Below are 14399 nucleotides of genomic sequence, written 5' to 3'. Positions count from 1 at the left end.
GGCGGTGTTGTGACCGGGTGTTAGGTCAGCAGCACCGTCTTGCCGATGGCGGGGCTGACCCGGCCGTTCGCTGGCTGTTGTCCGGCCGAGGCGGTGTTGTGACCGGGTGTTAGGTCAGCAGCACCGTCTTGCCGATGGCGGTGCGGGCTTCGGCGGCGGCGTGGGCGTCGGCGGCGGCGGCTCGTGCCAGCGGGAAGGTCTGGCCGATGACGGGGCTGACCCGGCCGTTCGCTGGCTGCTGTCCGGCCGAGGCGGTGTTGTGACCGGGTGTTAGGTCAGCAGCACCGTCTTGCCGATGGCGGGGCTGACCCGGCCGTTCGCTGGCTGTTGTCCGGCCGAGGCGGTGTTGTGACCGGGTGTCAGGTCAGGAGCACCGTCTTGCCGATGGCGGTGTGGGCTTCGGCGGTGGTGTCGGCGGCGGCGGCTCGTGCCAGCGGGAAGGTCTGGCCGATGACGGGAGTGACCCGGCCGGTCGCCAGCTCCGCCAGGGCCTGCTTCGTCAGGCGTGCCCAGTCGGCGGGGGCGATGCGGTCCTGGATGCCGTAGACGGTGACGTCGCCCGCCGGGCGCTCGTCGGTGTCGATGGCGGCGAAGTCGCCGCTCGCCGCGCCGTAGGAGAAGAACCGGCCGCCGGGCGCGGTGACCTCGAACGCGGCGCGGCCGATCTGCCCGCCGGCGCCGTCGAAGACCACGTCAGGTCGTGCACCGCCGTACGCCGCTTGCAGCCGTTCCGTCCAGTCGTCCGCGGAGTAGTCGACGGTGCCGTCGGCGCCGAGCGCCGTGGCATGCGCCAGCTTCTGCCCGCCGCGGGCCGCGGCGACGACGTCCGCGCCCGCGGCGCGGGCGAGCGGGATCAGCCACACCCCGAGGCTGCCGGCCGCGGCCGTCACGAGCACCCGCTCACCCGGCTCGATGGCGGCCCGCTCGAGCCGGCTCAACGCGGTGAGGCCGTCGTGCAGCGCCGTCAGGGCCGCCGGCAGCTCGAGGGTGTCGGGCACCTCGAACACCTCGGTGACAGGAGCTACCGCACGTTCGGCGTAGCCGCCGCCCACGTACTCGCCGCTCTTCCCGGTCGCGGCGACCACCCGCTTACCGACCCAGTCGGGGTCCACGTCTTCGCCGACCGCCCGCACGGTGCCGGCGACTCCGGTACCCGGCACGTACGGCGGCTCGATGGGGAAGAACTCGCGCCCCCAGCCGCTGCGCAGCTGGACGTCGAGGAACAGCATCTCGGCAGCTGAGACAGCCACCTCCACCTGCCCTGGACCGGCCACCGGGTCCTGTTGGTCCTTCGCCACCAGAACCTCGGGGCCGCCGAAGCTGGTCGCCTGTATCACGCGCACGTCATCACTCCTTGTCAGAACGTCGGAGCTTCGACGCTACGAGCTGAACCAAAGTTGAGGTCAAGGGCCGGTTAGGGTCCGAGCATGACGTGTTCGACGCCGGACGACGCTGTCCCATGACGGGCTCGTCGGGTTACCTGGTCAGCAGGTTCGCGGCACTGTGGTGTGCGGGACTCACGTTGCGCCTCACGGTGCTCGCGGTACCGCCGCTGTCGCCGCGAATCCAGGACGAGCTAGGCCTGACGCAGACCGCGCTTGCGGCGTTCACCACGCTCCCGGTGCTCCTGCTCGCCGTCGGAGCGCCGCTCGGTGCGGCGGTCATCTCACGTACTGGACCACGGCTCGCGGTCGTCGTCGGGCTGGTCGTGATCGCAGCCTCGTCAGGGCTGCGGGGAGTCGCAGGCGTGGGCGTGTTGTTCGCGCTCACCTTCGTGATGGGGCTGGCGATCGCCGCGATCCAGCCGGCCATGCCCGACCTCGTCCAGACCTGGGTGCCGCAGGCGGCCGGACGCGCAACGGCGACCTGGGTCAACGGCATGCTCGTCGGCGAGGTGCTCGCCGCCGCGCTGACCCTCCCCGTGGTGCTGCCGCTCGCGGGGGACAGCTGGCGGCTCGCCCTCGCGCTCTGGTCGGTGCCGATCGTCGGCGTCGCGGTGTTCGTCGGCGTGATCCGCGGCGGGAGAGCGAGACCCGCGGCCGAGACGCGTGGTTGGATGCCGGACTGGCGCAGCGGCATCGTGTGGCGGCTCGGCCTGTTGCAGGGCGCGAGCTCGGTGGTCTACTTCGGCGTCAACGCATTCCTGCCGTCGTACCTCCATCAGACGGGCAAGCCGGCGCTGGTCGGTGCGGCCCTCACCACGCTGAACGTGGCCCAGCTGCCGGCGACCGTCCTGCTCGCGTTCCTCCGTACGTCGGTGCTCACGGGCCGGGTGTTCATCGCGACGCTCGGGGCGATCGGCGCGGTTGGGTTGGCCATCATGGTGAGCGGTGGCACCACGGCGGTGCTCGTCGGCTCCGGTGTGACGGGGTTCGCCGCGGGCGCGGGTATCACGGTCGCGTTCACCCTGCCGGTGCTGTTCGCCGGCCGCGGTGACGCCCACCGTGTCTCCGCCGGGATGATTACCATCGGCTACGCGCTGGCGTTCCTGTTGCCGCTGCTCGGCGGCGCGATCTGGGACCTCACCGGCGTACCGGTTCTCGGCTTCCTGCCGGCTTTCGTCAGCGCGGCAGGCATCGTCGTACTCGGTGCGACCATGCGCCGCACAGCCTAGAGTGGTCGAATGACTCGAACGCAGGTCGTGCACAGTTCGCACTGGGGAGCATTCGTCGCGGACGTCGACGGTGGCCGGGTGGTGTCGACAGCTCCGTTCCCCGGTGACCCCGACCCGTCACCGCAGGTGAGCTCCATCTCCGACGCGCTGACCGCGGACGTACGGGTCGAGACCCCGTGCGTCAGGAAGAGCGGGCTCGACCACGGTCCAGCCAGTGCGCCCGAGCTGCGCGGGAAGGATCCGTACGTCGCGGTGTCGTGGGACACCGCACTCGACCTGGTGGCGGGGGAGCTGCGTAGGGTACGCGACGAGCACGGCAGCAGCGCCGTGTTCGGGGGTTCGTACGGCTGGTCCAGCGCTGGCAGGTTCCACCACGCGAAGACGCAGCTGACCAGGTTCCTCAACTGTTTCGGCGGCTGCACGGACCAGATCGGCAACTACAGCTACGCGGCTGCCGCCGCGATCCTCCCGCACGTGGTCGGCTCGGCATCGCCGACGTCAGGCACGGTGACCTCGTGGTCGTCGATCGTCGAGAACACCGGCCTGTGGGTGATGTTCGGCGGCATGCCGTTGCGGAACGCACAGGTCGAGTCAGGTGGCATCGCCAGGCACAACACATCGCCGGAGCTCCGTCGCACCCGCGCGGCCGGGGTCGAGTTCGTGGCGTTCACGCCGCTGCGGGTGGACGTGCCGGAGTTCCTCGACGCCCAGTGGGTCGCGCCGCGACCGAACACCGACACCGCGATCATGCTGGGGCTCGCGCACACCCTGCTTACCGAGGACCTGCACGACGAGGAGTTCCTGAACCGGTACTGCGTCGGGTGGGAGCGGTTCAGCGAGTACCTGACCGGTGCGGCCGACGGCCGGCCGAAGACTGCCGAGTGGGCCGCGGACATCGCGGACGTCGACGCGCACGAGCTGAAAGAGCTGGCGCGGCGGATGGCGTCGACACGCACGCTCATCACGGCCACCTGGTCGTTGCAGCGTGCGGACCACGGCGAGCAGCCGTTCTGGGCGACCATCGCGCTCGCCGCGATGCTGGGGCAGATCGGCCTGCCCGGCGGCGGGTTCAGCTTCGGCTTCGCCAACGCGTCCGGCATCGGCAACGTGAAGCAGCCGTTCTCCGTGCCCAACATGCCCGCGGGGACGAACCCTACGGGGAGCGCGATCCCCGTAGCGCGGATCGTCGACATGCTGCTCAACCCCGGTGCCGAGTACGACTTCGACGGCAAGCGCATGCGCTACCCGGACACCAGGCTCGTCTACTGGGCGGGCGGCAACCCGTTCCACCACCACCAGGACATCAACAGGTTGCTCGAAGCATGGCGGCGGCCGGAGACGATCGTCGTGCACGAGCCGTGGTGGACGGCGACGGCACGGCATGCGGACATCGTGCTCCCCGCGACTACCACGCTGGAACGCAACGACATCGGCGCCGCGTCGCGCGACTCGTTCGTCATCGCGATGCAGCAGGCCGTCGAGCCGATCGGCGCGGCACGCAACGACTACGACATCTTCACCGACCTCGCGGCGCGGCTCGGCATCGTCGACGCGTTCACCGAGGGACGTGACGAGACGGGCTGGTTGCAGCACCTCTACGACACGTTCCGCGACGGTGCACAGCGCCACGGGGTCGCCGTGCCCGACTTCGAGACGTTCTGGAAGCAGGGGCACGCCGAGCTGCCGACCTGGCCGGCGCACGTGCTGCTCGGCGACTACCGCGCCGATCCCGACGGTCAGCCGCTACGCACACCGTCCGGGCGCATCGAGCTGTTCTCCGCGACCATCGACGGGTTCGGTTACGACGACTGCCCGGGCCACCCGGTGTGGCTGGAACCCGGCGAGTGGCTGGGAGCGCAGCAGGCACAGGAGTTCCCGCTGCATCTGCTGTCCGTGCAGCCGGCCACGCGACTGCACGGACAGCTCGACATGGGCCGGGTCAGCGCGGCGAACAAGGTGCGCGGCAGGGAACCTGTCGTCATGCATCCGAGCGACGCCGCGGCGCGCGGGATCAGCGACGGCGACATCGTCGTGGTACGCAACGACCGCGGGCGCTGCCTCGCAGGCGCACGCGTCGACGACGGGATCCGACCAGGCGTGGTGCAGCTCGCTACCGGTGCCTGGTACGACCCGGTGGAGCCAGGGCGCATCGGCGCACTCGACAAGCACGGCAACCCGAACGTGCTGACGCCCGACCACGGCACGTCCAAGCTGGGCCAGGGACCCAGTGCACACAGTGCGCTCGTGGAGGTCGAGCCTTACACCGACGCGCTGCCGGAGATCTCCGTGTTCGACCCGCCTGCGGTAGAACCGGCCTGAGTCAAGCGATCCGGCAACGCAGTGGCTCACCGCGCAGCGCGCGCAACGCCTCGTCCCTGGCGAGCTGCTGGAGCAGGTTCACCGAGTCTTCGTCGTAGAACGCGGCATGGGGCGTGAGGATCACCGTCGGCAGCTGCCGTAGCGGCGAGTCGGCGGGAATCGGCTCAGGGTCGGTCACGTCGAGCGCGGCGGCGGCCACCCGGCCCGCCGCGATCGCGTAGGCAAGTGCGGCCTCGTCGACGAGCGGTCCGCGTGCGGTGTTGACGAGCACCGTGCCCGGCCGCAGCCGGTCGAGGAACTCCGCGTCCACGATCCGATACGTCTCCGGCGTGCTCGGGGCGTGCAGGCTGATCGCGTGTGCGCGGGCGGCGAGGTCGAGCAGGGCGACCTGTTCGACGCCGAGCCGGGCAAAGGTCTCCGGCGGGCAGTACGGGTCGTAGCCGACGAACGAGAATCCGAACGGCACGAGCCTGGCGTGCACCGCCTGCGCGATGCGTCCCATGCCGACGAGCCCCACGGTGCTTGACCGGAAACCGCGGATCGTCCCGATGTCGGCCGGACGTACCCAGCCCTCGGTCGCGATCCTGTGGTGGTACTCGGGGATGTGGCGCGACAGTGCCAACAGGCTCGCCGCGGCATGGTCCGCGACCGTCTGCACGCCGTAGTCGGGCACGTTCGCGACCTGGATACCGAGCTCCGCGGCGCCTTCCAGGTCGACGTTGTCGTAGCCGATGCCGTACCTGATGACCGTTGCGCCCGGTCGCATCCGCGCGAGCACCGTACGTGTGATCGGCGCGAAGTTGACCAGCGCGACGTCGACGTCGGTCAAGGCTGCCGCCGTCTCCGCCTCGTCGCTGCACGCGTAGCACGCGAAGGTAGCACCGACCTCGTGGGCCGCCCTCTCCTCCGGCTCGACATTCCTGAAGGCGTGGTCCGTGACCACGAGTCGTTTGCTCATCGGGGATTCAACCTCTCGCCGCGGTTGAGCCGGTCATGTGATGATGTCATGCGAGTAGGCCGACTTTCGGGCGGCTCGGCGGTTCAGCCAGGCGATTGGCGGAGTGAGCGTGCGGCCGATGAGGCGGTAGATCCGGGCATTGAGGTAGGGGTCACGTTCCTCGAGTGCTACTCGGGCTCGCGGGTGGTCTCCGAGGATGCGGCCCGGTTTGGGGAAGGTGCGCGTGGCCTCGAGCCTCGTCAGGTGCTTGATGTTCTTGTAGCCGTACTGGCTGGGGCTCACGAGGCGCAGCGGGGCCCCGTGGCGGTCGCCGAGCGGTTGACCGTCGAGCCGGTCGGCGAGCATGACGTTATCGGCCATCGCGTCGCGCAGGTCGATGACGGCCGTTACCGCATCGGCGCCGTGGGCGATGATGGCGACGGCATCGGCGGGCCGACAACGCGGGACCACGATATGCTCCCAAACCTGTCGGAACGAGACGCCTGACCAGTGCAGGTCCGTGGCCGACCAGGTGGCGACGCAGTGGAAATCGGCAGTCTGCTCGACGCGGGGGAGCGTGTCGAACACTTCGGTGAGTGGCAGCCGCAGCTCGCGCTCGACCGCGCCGTTGACGACCAGCTCCGGGACGTCCGGCACCGCGGGGCGAGAAGTGAACGGCACACCGAAACGGGGGAAGTCGCGACGTCGGCGCTGGCCAGGCGGGAGACCGGCCCCTGAAGCGCTACCGCTGGCCGACAGGTTGCGTGGTATCTCCATGTCACCCAGCGTCGGGCGACTGCCCGTATCACCACTCCCGCAGGGGAGGGAATCTGCTCCCTCCAGAGGGGGAGGAGGACGCGCGTTGCCTGTCGACCGGGTGGCGAGCTATCGGTCGCATCTTAGGATGATGCTACGTTCCCGGCGCAGTGTTGCGCGTAGTGTCGACAGGAGGCGACCGTCCATGACAGCCGCAAGCGACGTGTTGCCGGCCGATTCTGCCGGCGCGACCCTGGTCGGCAGGATCTACGATCCGGAGTCCCGTGGACCGTGCGTCGTGGTCGTCGACGGTGCCGAGGTCGTCGACCTCAGTGACCGGGAACCCACCGTGTCGAGCCTGCTGGAACGCGATGACGTACACGAGGTCATCGCCGCCGCGCGTAGCGGCAGTCGGCGCTGGCCGATCGAGCAGCTGCTGACCGACGACGCCGACGCGGCCGTGCCACGGCTGCTCGCGCCGATCGACCTGCAGGTGATCAAGGCGGCCGGCGTCACGTTCGTGGAGAGCATGCTCGAGCGGGTGATCGAGGAGCGGGCGAAGGGTGACCCGTCCCGGGCCAAGGCGATCCGTGACCAGCTCGCGCAGGCGATCGGTGGCGCGATCTCGACGGTGCGGCCAGGTTCCGCCGAGGCCGCGAAGGTCAAGGCCGTGCTGCAGCAGGAGGATCTCTGGTCGCAGTACCTCGAGGTCGGCATCGGTCCAGACCCGGAGATCTTCACCAAGGCGCCGGTGCTCTCGGCCGTCGGCACCGGCCAGTCGGTCGGTGTGCTCAGCCGCTCCACCTGGAACAACCCCGAGCCCGAGGTCGTGCTCGCCGTGCGTTCCGACGGTGTGCCTGTCGGCGCGACGCTGGGCAACGACGTCAACCTCAGGGACTTCGAGGGGCGCAGTGCGTTGCTCCTCGCCGAAGCCAAGGACAACAACGCGTCCTGTGCCATCGGGCCGTTCGTCCGGTTGTTCGACGACTCGTTCGGCGTGGCCGACGTCAGCCAGCTGGAGATCAACCTGACCGTCACCGGCCCGGACGGCTTCGAGCTCGACGGGTTCAGCTCCATGCGCAACATCAGCCGTGACCCGCTCGAGCTGGTGAACCATGCCTGGGGCGACCACCATCAGTACCCGGACGGGTTCGTGCTCTTCACCGGCACACTGTTCGCACCCACCAAGGACCGTACGGAGCCAGGCGGCGGTTTCACCCACCTGGTCGGCGACGTGGTCCGGATAGCCACCCCGCGCCTGGGCGCGCTGCAGAACCGTGTGCAGCACGCGGAAACCGCGCCCAGGTGGGAGTTCGGCATCTGGGCCCTGGTGCAGAACCTGCGCGCCCGCAACCTCATCTGACCGGAGAGCTGGCCCGTTCCCGGGGACGGGGAGCCGGCCGGTGGTGCGCGGTGTGTGCCGCCGCAGCAGACGGCACCTTCGAGCGCGCTGAGCAGGCGTCGCACCCGGTTGCCGCGCGGGCTGGCGACTACTGGTGCGGGTACCGGTGCCGGTAGGTCACGCAGCAGGTCGGTGAGTTGCTGGTCGGGACTGGTCGGGAACGGTCATGGACGATCTCCCGTACGGTCTGCGGATCCGCTGTGCCACCCATGATGTGGCGTGTAGTGGGGTACGGAGTCAAGGACTCGTCCCGGTCAGCCGGCGGCGGACTGCGGCGATCGAGCCGCGTGCTCCTCGCGGGCGAGCTCGGTGCAGGTAGTGCGCGGCCTCCACCCGGAGGGTGCCGCCTGCGGCCAGGTCGATGTGCAGTGCGGGGGCTGCGGCGTCGCCGGTGAAGCTGGCCGTGCCGGCCACCAGCCGCCAGCCGTACGCGGTCGCGAGGTCGGTGTACTTCGCGCTGCGCATCTCGTCGACGAGGTCGAACGTGCCGCCCGCGAGTGCCGGCCAGTCCGGGCGGGCCGCGGTGGTGGTGACGCCGGGGAAGCCGCCGGCGAGCGCGCCGTGTCGGGCCGTAGCGGCGGCGAGCAAGGCCTTCGACGGGATGCAGCCGGTGTTCACGCAGGTGCCGCCGACCGTGCCCCGCTCGACCATGACCACGTCCAGACCGCGGCTGCTGGCAGCGATCGCCGCGGCGAACGCCGCGCTGCCTGACCCCACGACGGCCAGGTCGGTCCGCGTCGCGTCGCCGGTCACGGTGTCTCGTCCGCGTCGGTGCGGATGGTCTGCAGCAGCGGGCAGTCGCGGTCGGCGCGCGGCTTGGCGCAGGTGTCCACCAGCCGGCGCAGCGAGGTGCTCATCCGCTGCAGGTCCGCGATCTTCGCGGTCAGGTCGGCCAGGCGTGCTTCCGCGACGGAACGCGCGGCGTCGCAGTTGTCCGGGCCGCCGTCGGCGAGGTGTAACAGCTCCTCGATCTCGTCCAGGCTGAACCCCAGCTGCTGCGCCCGCTTGACGAACCGCACCAGCTGCACGGCATCGCCGGGATACGAGCGATAACCGGTCGGCGAACGGGGCGGCTGCGGCAGCAGGCCACGCCGCTCGTAGTACCGCAGGGTCTGCACGTTGACCCCCGCCTGCCTGGCCACCTCACTGGTCCACATCCGTCCAGTCTGAACCCGGTACCTGGGTACGGGGTCAACGGCTTGACCCGGTAGCTCGGTACCGGGTGCACGCTGACGTGGTCGAGCCAAGGAAGGGTCAACCATGGACACGTTGCAGCGAAGCCTGGTCGAGTTCATCCAGCGGCAGGAGATGCCTGCCTTCTTCCCCGCCCTGCTGCGGTTGGTGGCCAAGGGCGAGCCGGTGTCGCTGGACGAGCTGGCGGCCGAGGGGCACACGCCGGTCGAGCAGCTCGACGGCTGGCTGCGTGCCCAGCCCGGCACCGACTGGGCGCCCGACGGCCGGCTGCTCGGCTTCGGCCTGACGCAGCGCGAGACGCCGCACCGGTTCACCGTCGACGGCCGCACGCTGTTCGCGTTCTGCGCCGCGGACACGCTGCTGTTCCCCGCCGTCCTCGGCCGGCCGGCGAGCGTCGAGTCGACCTGCCCGGCGACCGGTCGCACCGTCCGGCTGGAGGTCACCCAGGACGCCGTGGCGTCGCTGGACCCGGAGACCGCCGCGGTCACCCAGGCCGCGCTGAGCGGCGGCAGCAGCGACATCCGTGCGCAGACCTGCGACCTCGGCCACTTCTACGCGTCCGCCGAGGCCGCCGCGAGCTGGCGGGCGGAGCACCCGGACGGCGACGTCCGCCCGGTGCGGGAGTTCCACGCGCTCGGTGTCGAGGTCGAGCGCGAGCTCGGCTGGGTCGCCTGACGCGGGTGGGACGGTCACGCAGCGAGCTTGCCGGCGGGACTCCGGCGTACGGTCTTGCCATCCGCGGTATGTTCACTTCTGTCGAACTGGTGAGCACCGGGAGGCAGCAATGGCCGGCAAGGGCGCAGCGGTCTCGCACGGCGGCGGCGCGGCGACCGGCGCGGCGACCGGGGCGGAGCAACCGCGCGACGGGGGCGATGAGGAGCGCGCGAGCGACCTGTCGCAGGTGATCGGCCACCACGTACGCACGTTCCGCACCGAGCTCGGGCTGTCGCTGCGGGCGCTGGCCGAGCGCAGCGGCCTGTCCATCGGGTTCCTGTCCCAGCTGGAGCGCGGGCTGTCGTCGATCAGCCTCACCGCGCTGCGCGACCTGGCCGACACGATGGGCCGCGACATCACGGAGTTCTTCGACGAGACCGCCGTCGGCAGCGACCCGGTCGCTGCCGAGGAGGACGCGACCGAGCCGGCGGCGCGTGACAGCGAGCAGCCGGTGTCGCCGAAGCGCTACTTCACCCTGATGCGCGCGGGCGGCGAGCAGTCGTCGCAGTACGTGTCCGGGCAGCGCACCTACCGGATGCTCTCCAAGCGGGCGCCCGAGCTGGTGCTCGAACCGATGCTCGTGCACATCGCCCCTGGTGGCGAGCTGGACGAGATGGAGACGCACGCCGGCGAGGAGTTCGCGTACGTGCTCGAGGGGGAGCTCGTCTACACGGTGGACGGCACCGCGCACCGGCTCGGCCAGGGCGACAGCCTGCATCTGAAGTCGTCGATCCCGCACAGCCTGCACAACGACACCGACTCGGTGACGGTGGTGGTATCGGTGGTCACGCCGCGTCTGTTCTGAGCGCGGCCGGGCCTGGCATGGGCGTCGGTCGACGCCGAACTGGAATGTTCACCTCTTACGAACGCATGTTCGCCGGTATAGAACTGCGGCATCGGGGTCGGATCGATGGCCTGGCGGAGGCGGATGTGAACGAGCGCGGCAAGATCACCAGCGGTGCCGGCGCAGGGCTGTCGCGGCGGTCCTTCTTCGTACTCGGCGGCGGCGTCGGGGTCGCCCTGCTCACCGGGTGTGCCGCCGGGGCGAACGACTCCGACGGTGACGGCGGGGGCGCGGCGTCCGACACGCTGCGGGTGGCTGTGTCGAGCTACCCGGGCAGCTGGGACCAGGACTTCGTCGGCTTCGACCTGCTCGCGCTCGCGCTGTTCAAGAACACCATGCCGTACCTCGTCGACTACGGGGTCGGCACGGTCGACGGCGCGCGGATGCTCGACACCGCCAACATCCAGCCGAGCTTCGCCAAGTCGTTCACGGCGGACGACAGCGGCAAGGTCTGGACGCTGAAGCTGCGCAAGGGCGTCAAGTTCCCCAGCGGCAACGAGCTGACCGCCGCCGACGTGAAGTGGTCGAAGGACCGCGCGTCGCGGCGCAGGCGAACGTCGCCGGCATCTACCGGCTGATCGGGCTCACCAAACCCGAGCAGGTGAAGGTCGTCGACAAGTACACGGTGCGCTTCGAGCAGGACTTCGCCAGCGCGCTGACCGAGCAGATCCAGGCGATCTGCCTGTACGTCTACGACTCGAAGGAAGCCAAGAAGCACACCACGCCCGACGACGAGTGGGCGAAGGAGTGGATCGCGAAGACGCCACTGACCGGCGGCCACTACGACGTGCAGAAGGCGACGCAGAACCAGGAGATCGTGCTCGCCGCGAACAAGAAGTACCCGGGTAGCAACCCGCCGAAGACCGCGACGATCAGGATGCCCGTAGTGTCGTCCGCGGCGAACCTGCGGCTGCAGCTGCAGAACGGCGACGTGGACGTCGCGATGGGGCTGTCACGCCGCGACATAAAGGACCTGAAGAAGAACAGCGCCGTCCAGGTCATCTCCAGCCCCAACAACGAGCTGGTGACGATCGAGATGTCGGTGACCTACGCGCCGTTCGACGACGTCAAGGTGCGGCAGGCGTTCGCACACGCGATCCCGTACGAGCAGATCATCAAGAACGTCTTCGACGGTGACGCACGGCCGGCCAAGAGCCCGGTGCCGCTCGACATGCCCGGCTACTCCAGCTCCGGCTACCCGTACACCTACGACGTCGACAAGGCGCGTTCGCTGCTGCAGGAGGCCGGCAAGACGTCGCTCAGCACCGAGCTGGCGTAGGCCACGGACGACGACGAGCAGCAGCAGCTGGCCGTGCTCGTGAAGAGCGCGCTGAAGAAGGTCGGGGTGACCGTCGAGCTCTCGCCGCTCGACCCCGCGACCTTCGCCGACCGCAGGGAGAAGAAGGACATCCCGCTGCAGATCGCGTACGGGCAACAGTGGGTGAACGACGTCGAGTACCTGCTGGCGACGAGTCTCACGAAGGGCGCGGCGCTGAACTACTCCAACTACAGCAACCCGAAGATCGAGTCGATCTTCGAGAAGTCGCACACCGTCACCGACGAGAAGGAGCGGCTCGACCTGTGGCGGCAGGCGCAGCAGATCCTCGCCGACGACGTGCCGTGGCTCGTCATCTGCCAGCCGAACTTCAACCTCCCTGTCCGCAAGGGCGTCACCGGCTGGGTGCAGCCGGTGGACGACCTGTTCCGGCTCCGCTACCTCACCAAGTCGTGAGGCCGGATGCGACTGGCACGGTTCACCGTACGGCGACTGTTGCTGCTGATCCCGGTGCTGTTCGGGGTCACGGCGATCACGTTCCTGCTCGTGCGCGTGCTGCCCGGCGACCCGATCAGGACCATCCCGGCCCGAACGCGACTGCGGCTGACGTCGCCGCGGCCCGGGAGAGGTACGGCCTGGACGAGCCGTTGATGGTGCAGTACCTCGACTACCTGACCGGGTTGGTCACGGGGAACTTCGGCATCTCCATCCAGAGCGGGACGTCCGTCGGCGCAGAGATCGCCGTGCGGATCGGTCCGACGCTGGAGCTGGCGTTCGCCGCGCTCGGGCTCGCGCTGGTCGTCGCCGTGGTGCTCGGCATCGCGTGCGCGCAGCGGCCGAACCGGCTGGGTGACCACACCGTCAGGATCGGCTCGCTGGTGGGCAACGCCATGCCGGACTTCTGGCTCGGCCTGGTGCTGATCCTCGTCGTCTACAACGGCTTGCACCTCGCGCCGGCGCCAAGCGGTCGGGTGGACGCCGACCTCGACCTGCAGCCGCTCACCGGTGCCGAGGTGGTGGATGCCATGCTCGTCGGCAACGGCGCAGCGGTCGTCTCCGCGCTGTGGCACCTGATGCTGCCGGCCATGACGCTGGCGATCGTGGTGTGCGCGTCACTGCTGCGCAGTGTGCGGTCGGCGGCGCTCGAGGTGCGCGAGTCACCGGCGTACGTGGCCGCGCGGGCACACGGCATCGCGGGGCGCAGGTTGTTGTTCGGCTACCTCACCCGCGCGACGCTGATGCGGCTGCCCACGTTGACCGCGTTGGTGTTCGGCAACCTGCTCGGCTCCACGGTGCTCGTCGAGTTCGTCTTCAGCTGGCAGGGCTTCGGCCAGTGGGCGCTGCGGGGACTGCAGTTCCGCGACTACCCGGTGGTGCAGGCAGCGGTGTTCGTCATCGCATTCTGCTACGTGGTCGCGTTCCTCGTCGCAGACGTCGTACACGCCGCGCTCGACCCGAGGGTCAGGATCTGATGGCCGCCACCCAGCTGCCTGTCATCGTGCGCCGCCGGGCACGGTCAGTGGACGCCGGCTTCGGCACCGGTCTCCTGGTGACCGGCGTGGTCCTGCTCGGGATCGTCGCCGTGGCGGCCCTCGCCGCCCCGCTGCTCACCTCGTGGGGGCCGATGCAGATCGACCCGAACGCCACCTTGCGGCCGCCCGGTGGCACACACCTGCTCGGCACCGACAGCAACGGGATGGACGTCTGGAGCAGGCTGCTGCACTCGGTCGCCGTCGACCTCGGAGTCGCGGTGACCGCGGTCGCGCTGGCGGTGGTGCTCGGCAGTACTGTCGGCCTGGTCTGTGGGTTCCGTGGCGGTTGGCTGGACGACACGGCGATGCGGGTCGTCGACATGCTGCAGGCGTTCCCCACGTTCATCCTCGCGCTCGCGGTGGCGGCGCTCCTCGGGCCGGGTATCGGCAACCTGATCGTGGTGCTCGCCGTGGTGAACGCGCCTGCCTACGCGCGCCTGGTGCGTGCGGAGGTGCGTACGGTACGGGAGCTGCCGTACGTCGACGCGGCGCGGTTGTCCGGCAGCAGGGTGGTCGGGATGCTGTGGCGGCACGTGCTGCCGAACAGCGTGATGCCGGTGCGGGTGCTCGCGCCGTTGAACTGCGGTTGGGCGATGCTCGCGCTGGCGGGACTTTCGTTCGTCGGCCTTGGTGTGCCGATCCCGCAACCGGAGTGGGGCGCGATGATCAGCATCGGCAGCTCCGACATCGTCGCGGGCCGCTGGTGGACGTCGGTGCCGCCGGGCCTCGCGTTGCTGGTGTGCGTGCTCGCGTTCAGCATGATCGGCGAGGGGTTGCAGGAGCGCAGCATGCGGAGGTCGACATGAGCGGC

Annotated in this window: 11 protein-coding genes and 3 pseudogenes; 8 read left to right on the top strand and 6 right to left on the bottom strand. The window is 69.9% G+C overall.

The genetic code is table 11. The features are described from left to right. Positions 1 to 109: 109 nt before the first annotated feature. Positions 110 to 256, bottom strand: a pseudogene (locus GEV07_11620) (zinc-binding dehydrogenase). A 103-nt stretch (positions 257 to 359) separates the two neighbouring features. Continuing rightward, positions 360 to 1343 carry a zinc-binding dehydrogenase gene (locus tag GEV07_11615; GenBank protein ID MQA03335.1) on the bottom strand — a complete coding sequence of 328 codons (984 nt, stop codon included), beginning with the start codon at positions 1341 to 1343 and terminating at the stop codon, positions 360 to 362. Between the two features lie 116 nt (positions 1344 to 1459). Between GEV07_11615 and GEV07_11610 the strand changes: the two genes are divergently transcribed. Together GEV07_11610 and GEV07_11605 are read left to right on the top strand one after the other, a co-directional pair. After that, positions 1460 to 2614 carry an MFS transporter gene (locus GEV07_11610; GenBank protein MQA03334.1) on the top strand — a complete coding sequence of 385 codons (1155 nt, stop codon included), beginning with the start codon at positions 1460 to 1462 and terminating at the stop codon, positions 2612 to 2614. A 9-nt stretch (positions 2615 to 2623) separates the two neighbouring features. Then, positions 2624 to 4933, top strand: coding sequence for a molybdopterin guanine dinucleotide-containing S/N-oxide reductase (locus GEV07_11605; protein MQA03333.1), 2310 nt, complete (start codon positions 2624 to 2626; stop codon positions 4931 to 4933). Between the two features lies 1 nt (position 4934). Here GEV07_11605 and GEV07_11600 read toward each other — a convergent pair whose 3' ends face one another. Both GEV07_11600 and GEV07_11595 read right to left on the bottom strand, forming a co-directional pair. Further along, on the bottom strand, positions 4935 to 5891 hold the full coding sequence (locus GEV07_11600; protein MQA03332.1) for a C-terminal binding protein: 957 nt from the start codon (positions 5889 to 5891) through the stop codon (positions 4935 to 4937). 33 nt (positions 5892 to 5924) lie between these two features. Then, positions 5925 to 6647 (bottom strand): molybdopterin-dependent oxidoreductase, encoded by a 723-nt coding sequence (locus GEV07_11595; GenBank protein MQA03331.1) that lies wholly within the window; start codon positions 6645 to 6647, stop codon positions 5925 to 5927. A gap of 184 nt (positions 6648 to 6831) precedes the next feature. On the opposite strand from GEV07_11595, the gene GEV07_11590 reads away from it, so the two are divergent. Further along, a complete protein-coding gene (locus tag GEV07_11590) occupies positions 6832 to 7989 on the top strand; it encodes a fumarylacetoacetate hydrolase (GenBank protein MQA03330.1) in 1158 nt (385 codons plus the stop codon). A gap of 276 nt (positions 7990 to 8265) precedes the next feature. Here GEV07_11590 and GEV07_11585 read toward each other — a convergent pair whose 3' ends face one another. Further along, complete coding sequence (locus GEV07_11585) at positions 8266 to 8781, bottom strand: FAD-binding protein (GenBank protein ID MQA03329.1); 516 nt, start codon at positions 8779 to 8781, stop codon at positions 8266 to 8268. After that, positions 8778 to 9185, bottom strand: coding sequence for a MerR family DNA-binding protein (locus tag GEV07_11580; GenBank protein MQA03328.1), 408 nt, complete (start codon positions 9183 to 9185; stop codon positions 8778 to 8780). The genes GEV07_11585 and GEV07_11580 overlap by 4 nt, the downstream gene beginning before the upstream one ends. Positions 9186 to 9288: 103 nt before the next feature. Between GEV07_11580 and merB the strand changes: the two genes are divergently transcribed. The 5 genes and pseudogenes from merB to GEV07_11555 all read left to right on the top strand — a co-directional run bounded on the left by merB (position 9289) and on the right by GEV07_11555 (position 14394). Beyond that, positions 9289 to 9897, top strand: coding sequence for an organomercurial lyase MerB (gene merB, locus GEV07_11575; protein ID MQA03327.1), 609 nt, complete (start codon positions 9289 to 9291; stop codon positions 9895 to 9897). 109 nt (positions 9898 to 10006) lie between these two features. Further along, a complete protein-coding gene (locus tag GEV07_11570) occupies positions 10007 to 10741 on the top strand; it encodes a cupin domain-containing protein (protein ID MQA03326.1) in 735 nt (244 codons plus the stop codon). A gap of 65 nt (positions 10742 to 10806) precedes the next feature. Next, positions 10807 to 12512: pseudogene (locus GEV07_11565) on the top strand (ABC transporter substrate-binding protein). A gap of 6 nt (positions 12513 to 12518) precedes the next feature. Further along, a pseudogene (locus GEV07_11560) lies at positions 12519 to 13528 on the top strand (ABC transporter permease subunit). Further along, a complete protein-coding gene (locus GEV07_11555) occupies positions 13528 to 14394 on the top strand; it encodes an ABC transporter permease subunit (protein ID MQA03325.1) in 867 nt (288 codons plus the stop codon). Before GEV07_11560 ends, GEV07_11555 begins: the two are co-directional and overlap by 1 nt. The last annotated feature ends 5 nt before the right edge of the window (positions 14395 to 14399 follow it).

It is taken from the genome of Streptosporangiales bacterium, from assembly GCA_009379825.1.
Classification (GTDB): Bacteria; Actinomycetota; Actinomycetes; order Streptosporangiales; family WHST01; genus WHST01.
The sequence above is the reverse complement of the archived record's forward strand: the minus strand, read 5'-3'. Positions and strand labels throughout refer to the sequence as shown.

Coding starts and splice junctions, on each gene's coding strand:
- GEV07_11590 (MQA03330.1), top strand. CDS start 6,832: ATGACAGCCGCAAGCGACGTGTTGCCGGCCGATTCTGCCGGCGCGACC.
- GEV07_11610 (MQA03334.1), top strand. CDS start 1,460: ATGACGGGCTCGTCGGGTTACCTGGTCAGCAGGTTCGCGGCACTGTGG.
- GEV07_11580 (MQA03328.1), bottom strand. CDS start 9,185: ATGTGGACCAGTGAGGTGGCCAGGCAGGCGGGGGTCAACGTGCAGACC.
- GEV07_11555 (MQA03325.1), top strand. CDS start 13,528: ATGGCCGCCACCCAGCTGCCTGTCATCGTGCGCCGCCGGGCACGGTCA.
- GEV07_11570 (MQA03326.1), top strand. CDS start 10,007: ATGGCCGGCAAGGGCGCAGCGGTCTCGCACGGCGGCGGCGCGGCGACC.
- GEV07_11595 (MQA03331.1), bottom strand. CDS start 6,647: ATGGAGATACCACGCAACCTGTCGGCCAGCGGTAGCGCTTCAGGGGCC.
- merB (MQA03327.1), top strand. CDS start 9,289: ATGGACACGTTGCAGCGAAGCCTGGTCGAGTTCATCCAGCGGCAGGAG.
- GEV07_11605 (MQA03333.1), top strand. CDS start 2,624: ATGACTCGAACGCAGGTCGTGCACAGTTCGCACTGGGGAGCATTCGTC.
- GEV07_11600 (MQA03332.1), bottom strand. CDS start 5,891: ATGAGCAAACGACTCGTGGTCACGGACCACGCCTTCAGGAATGTCGAG.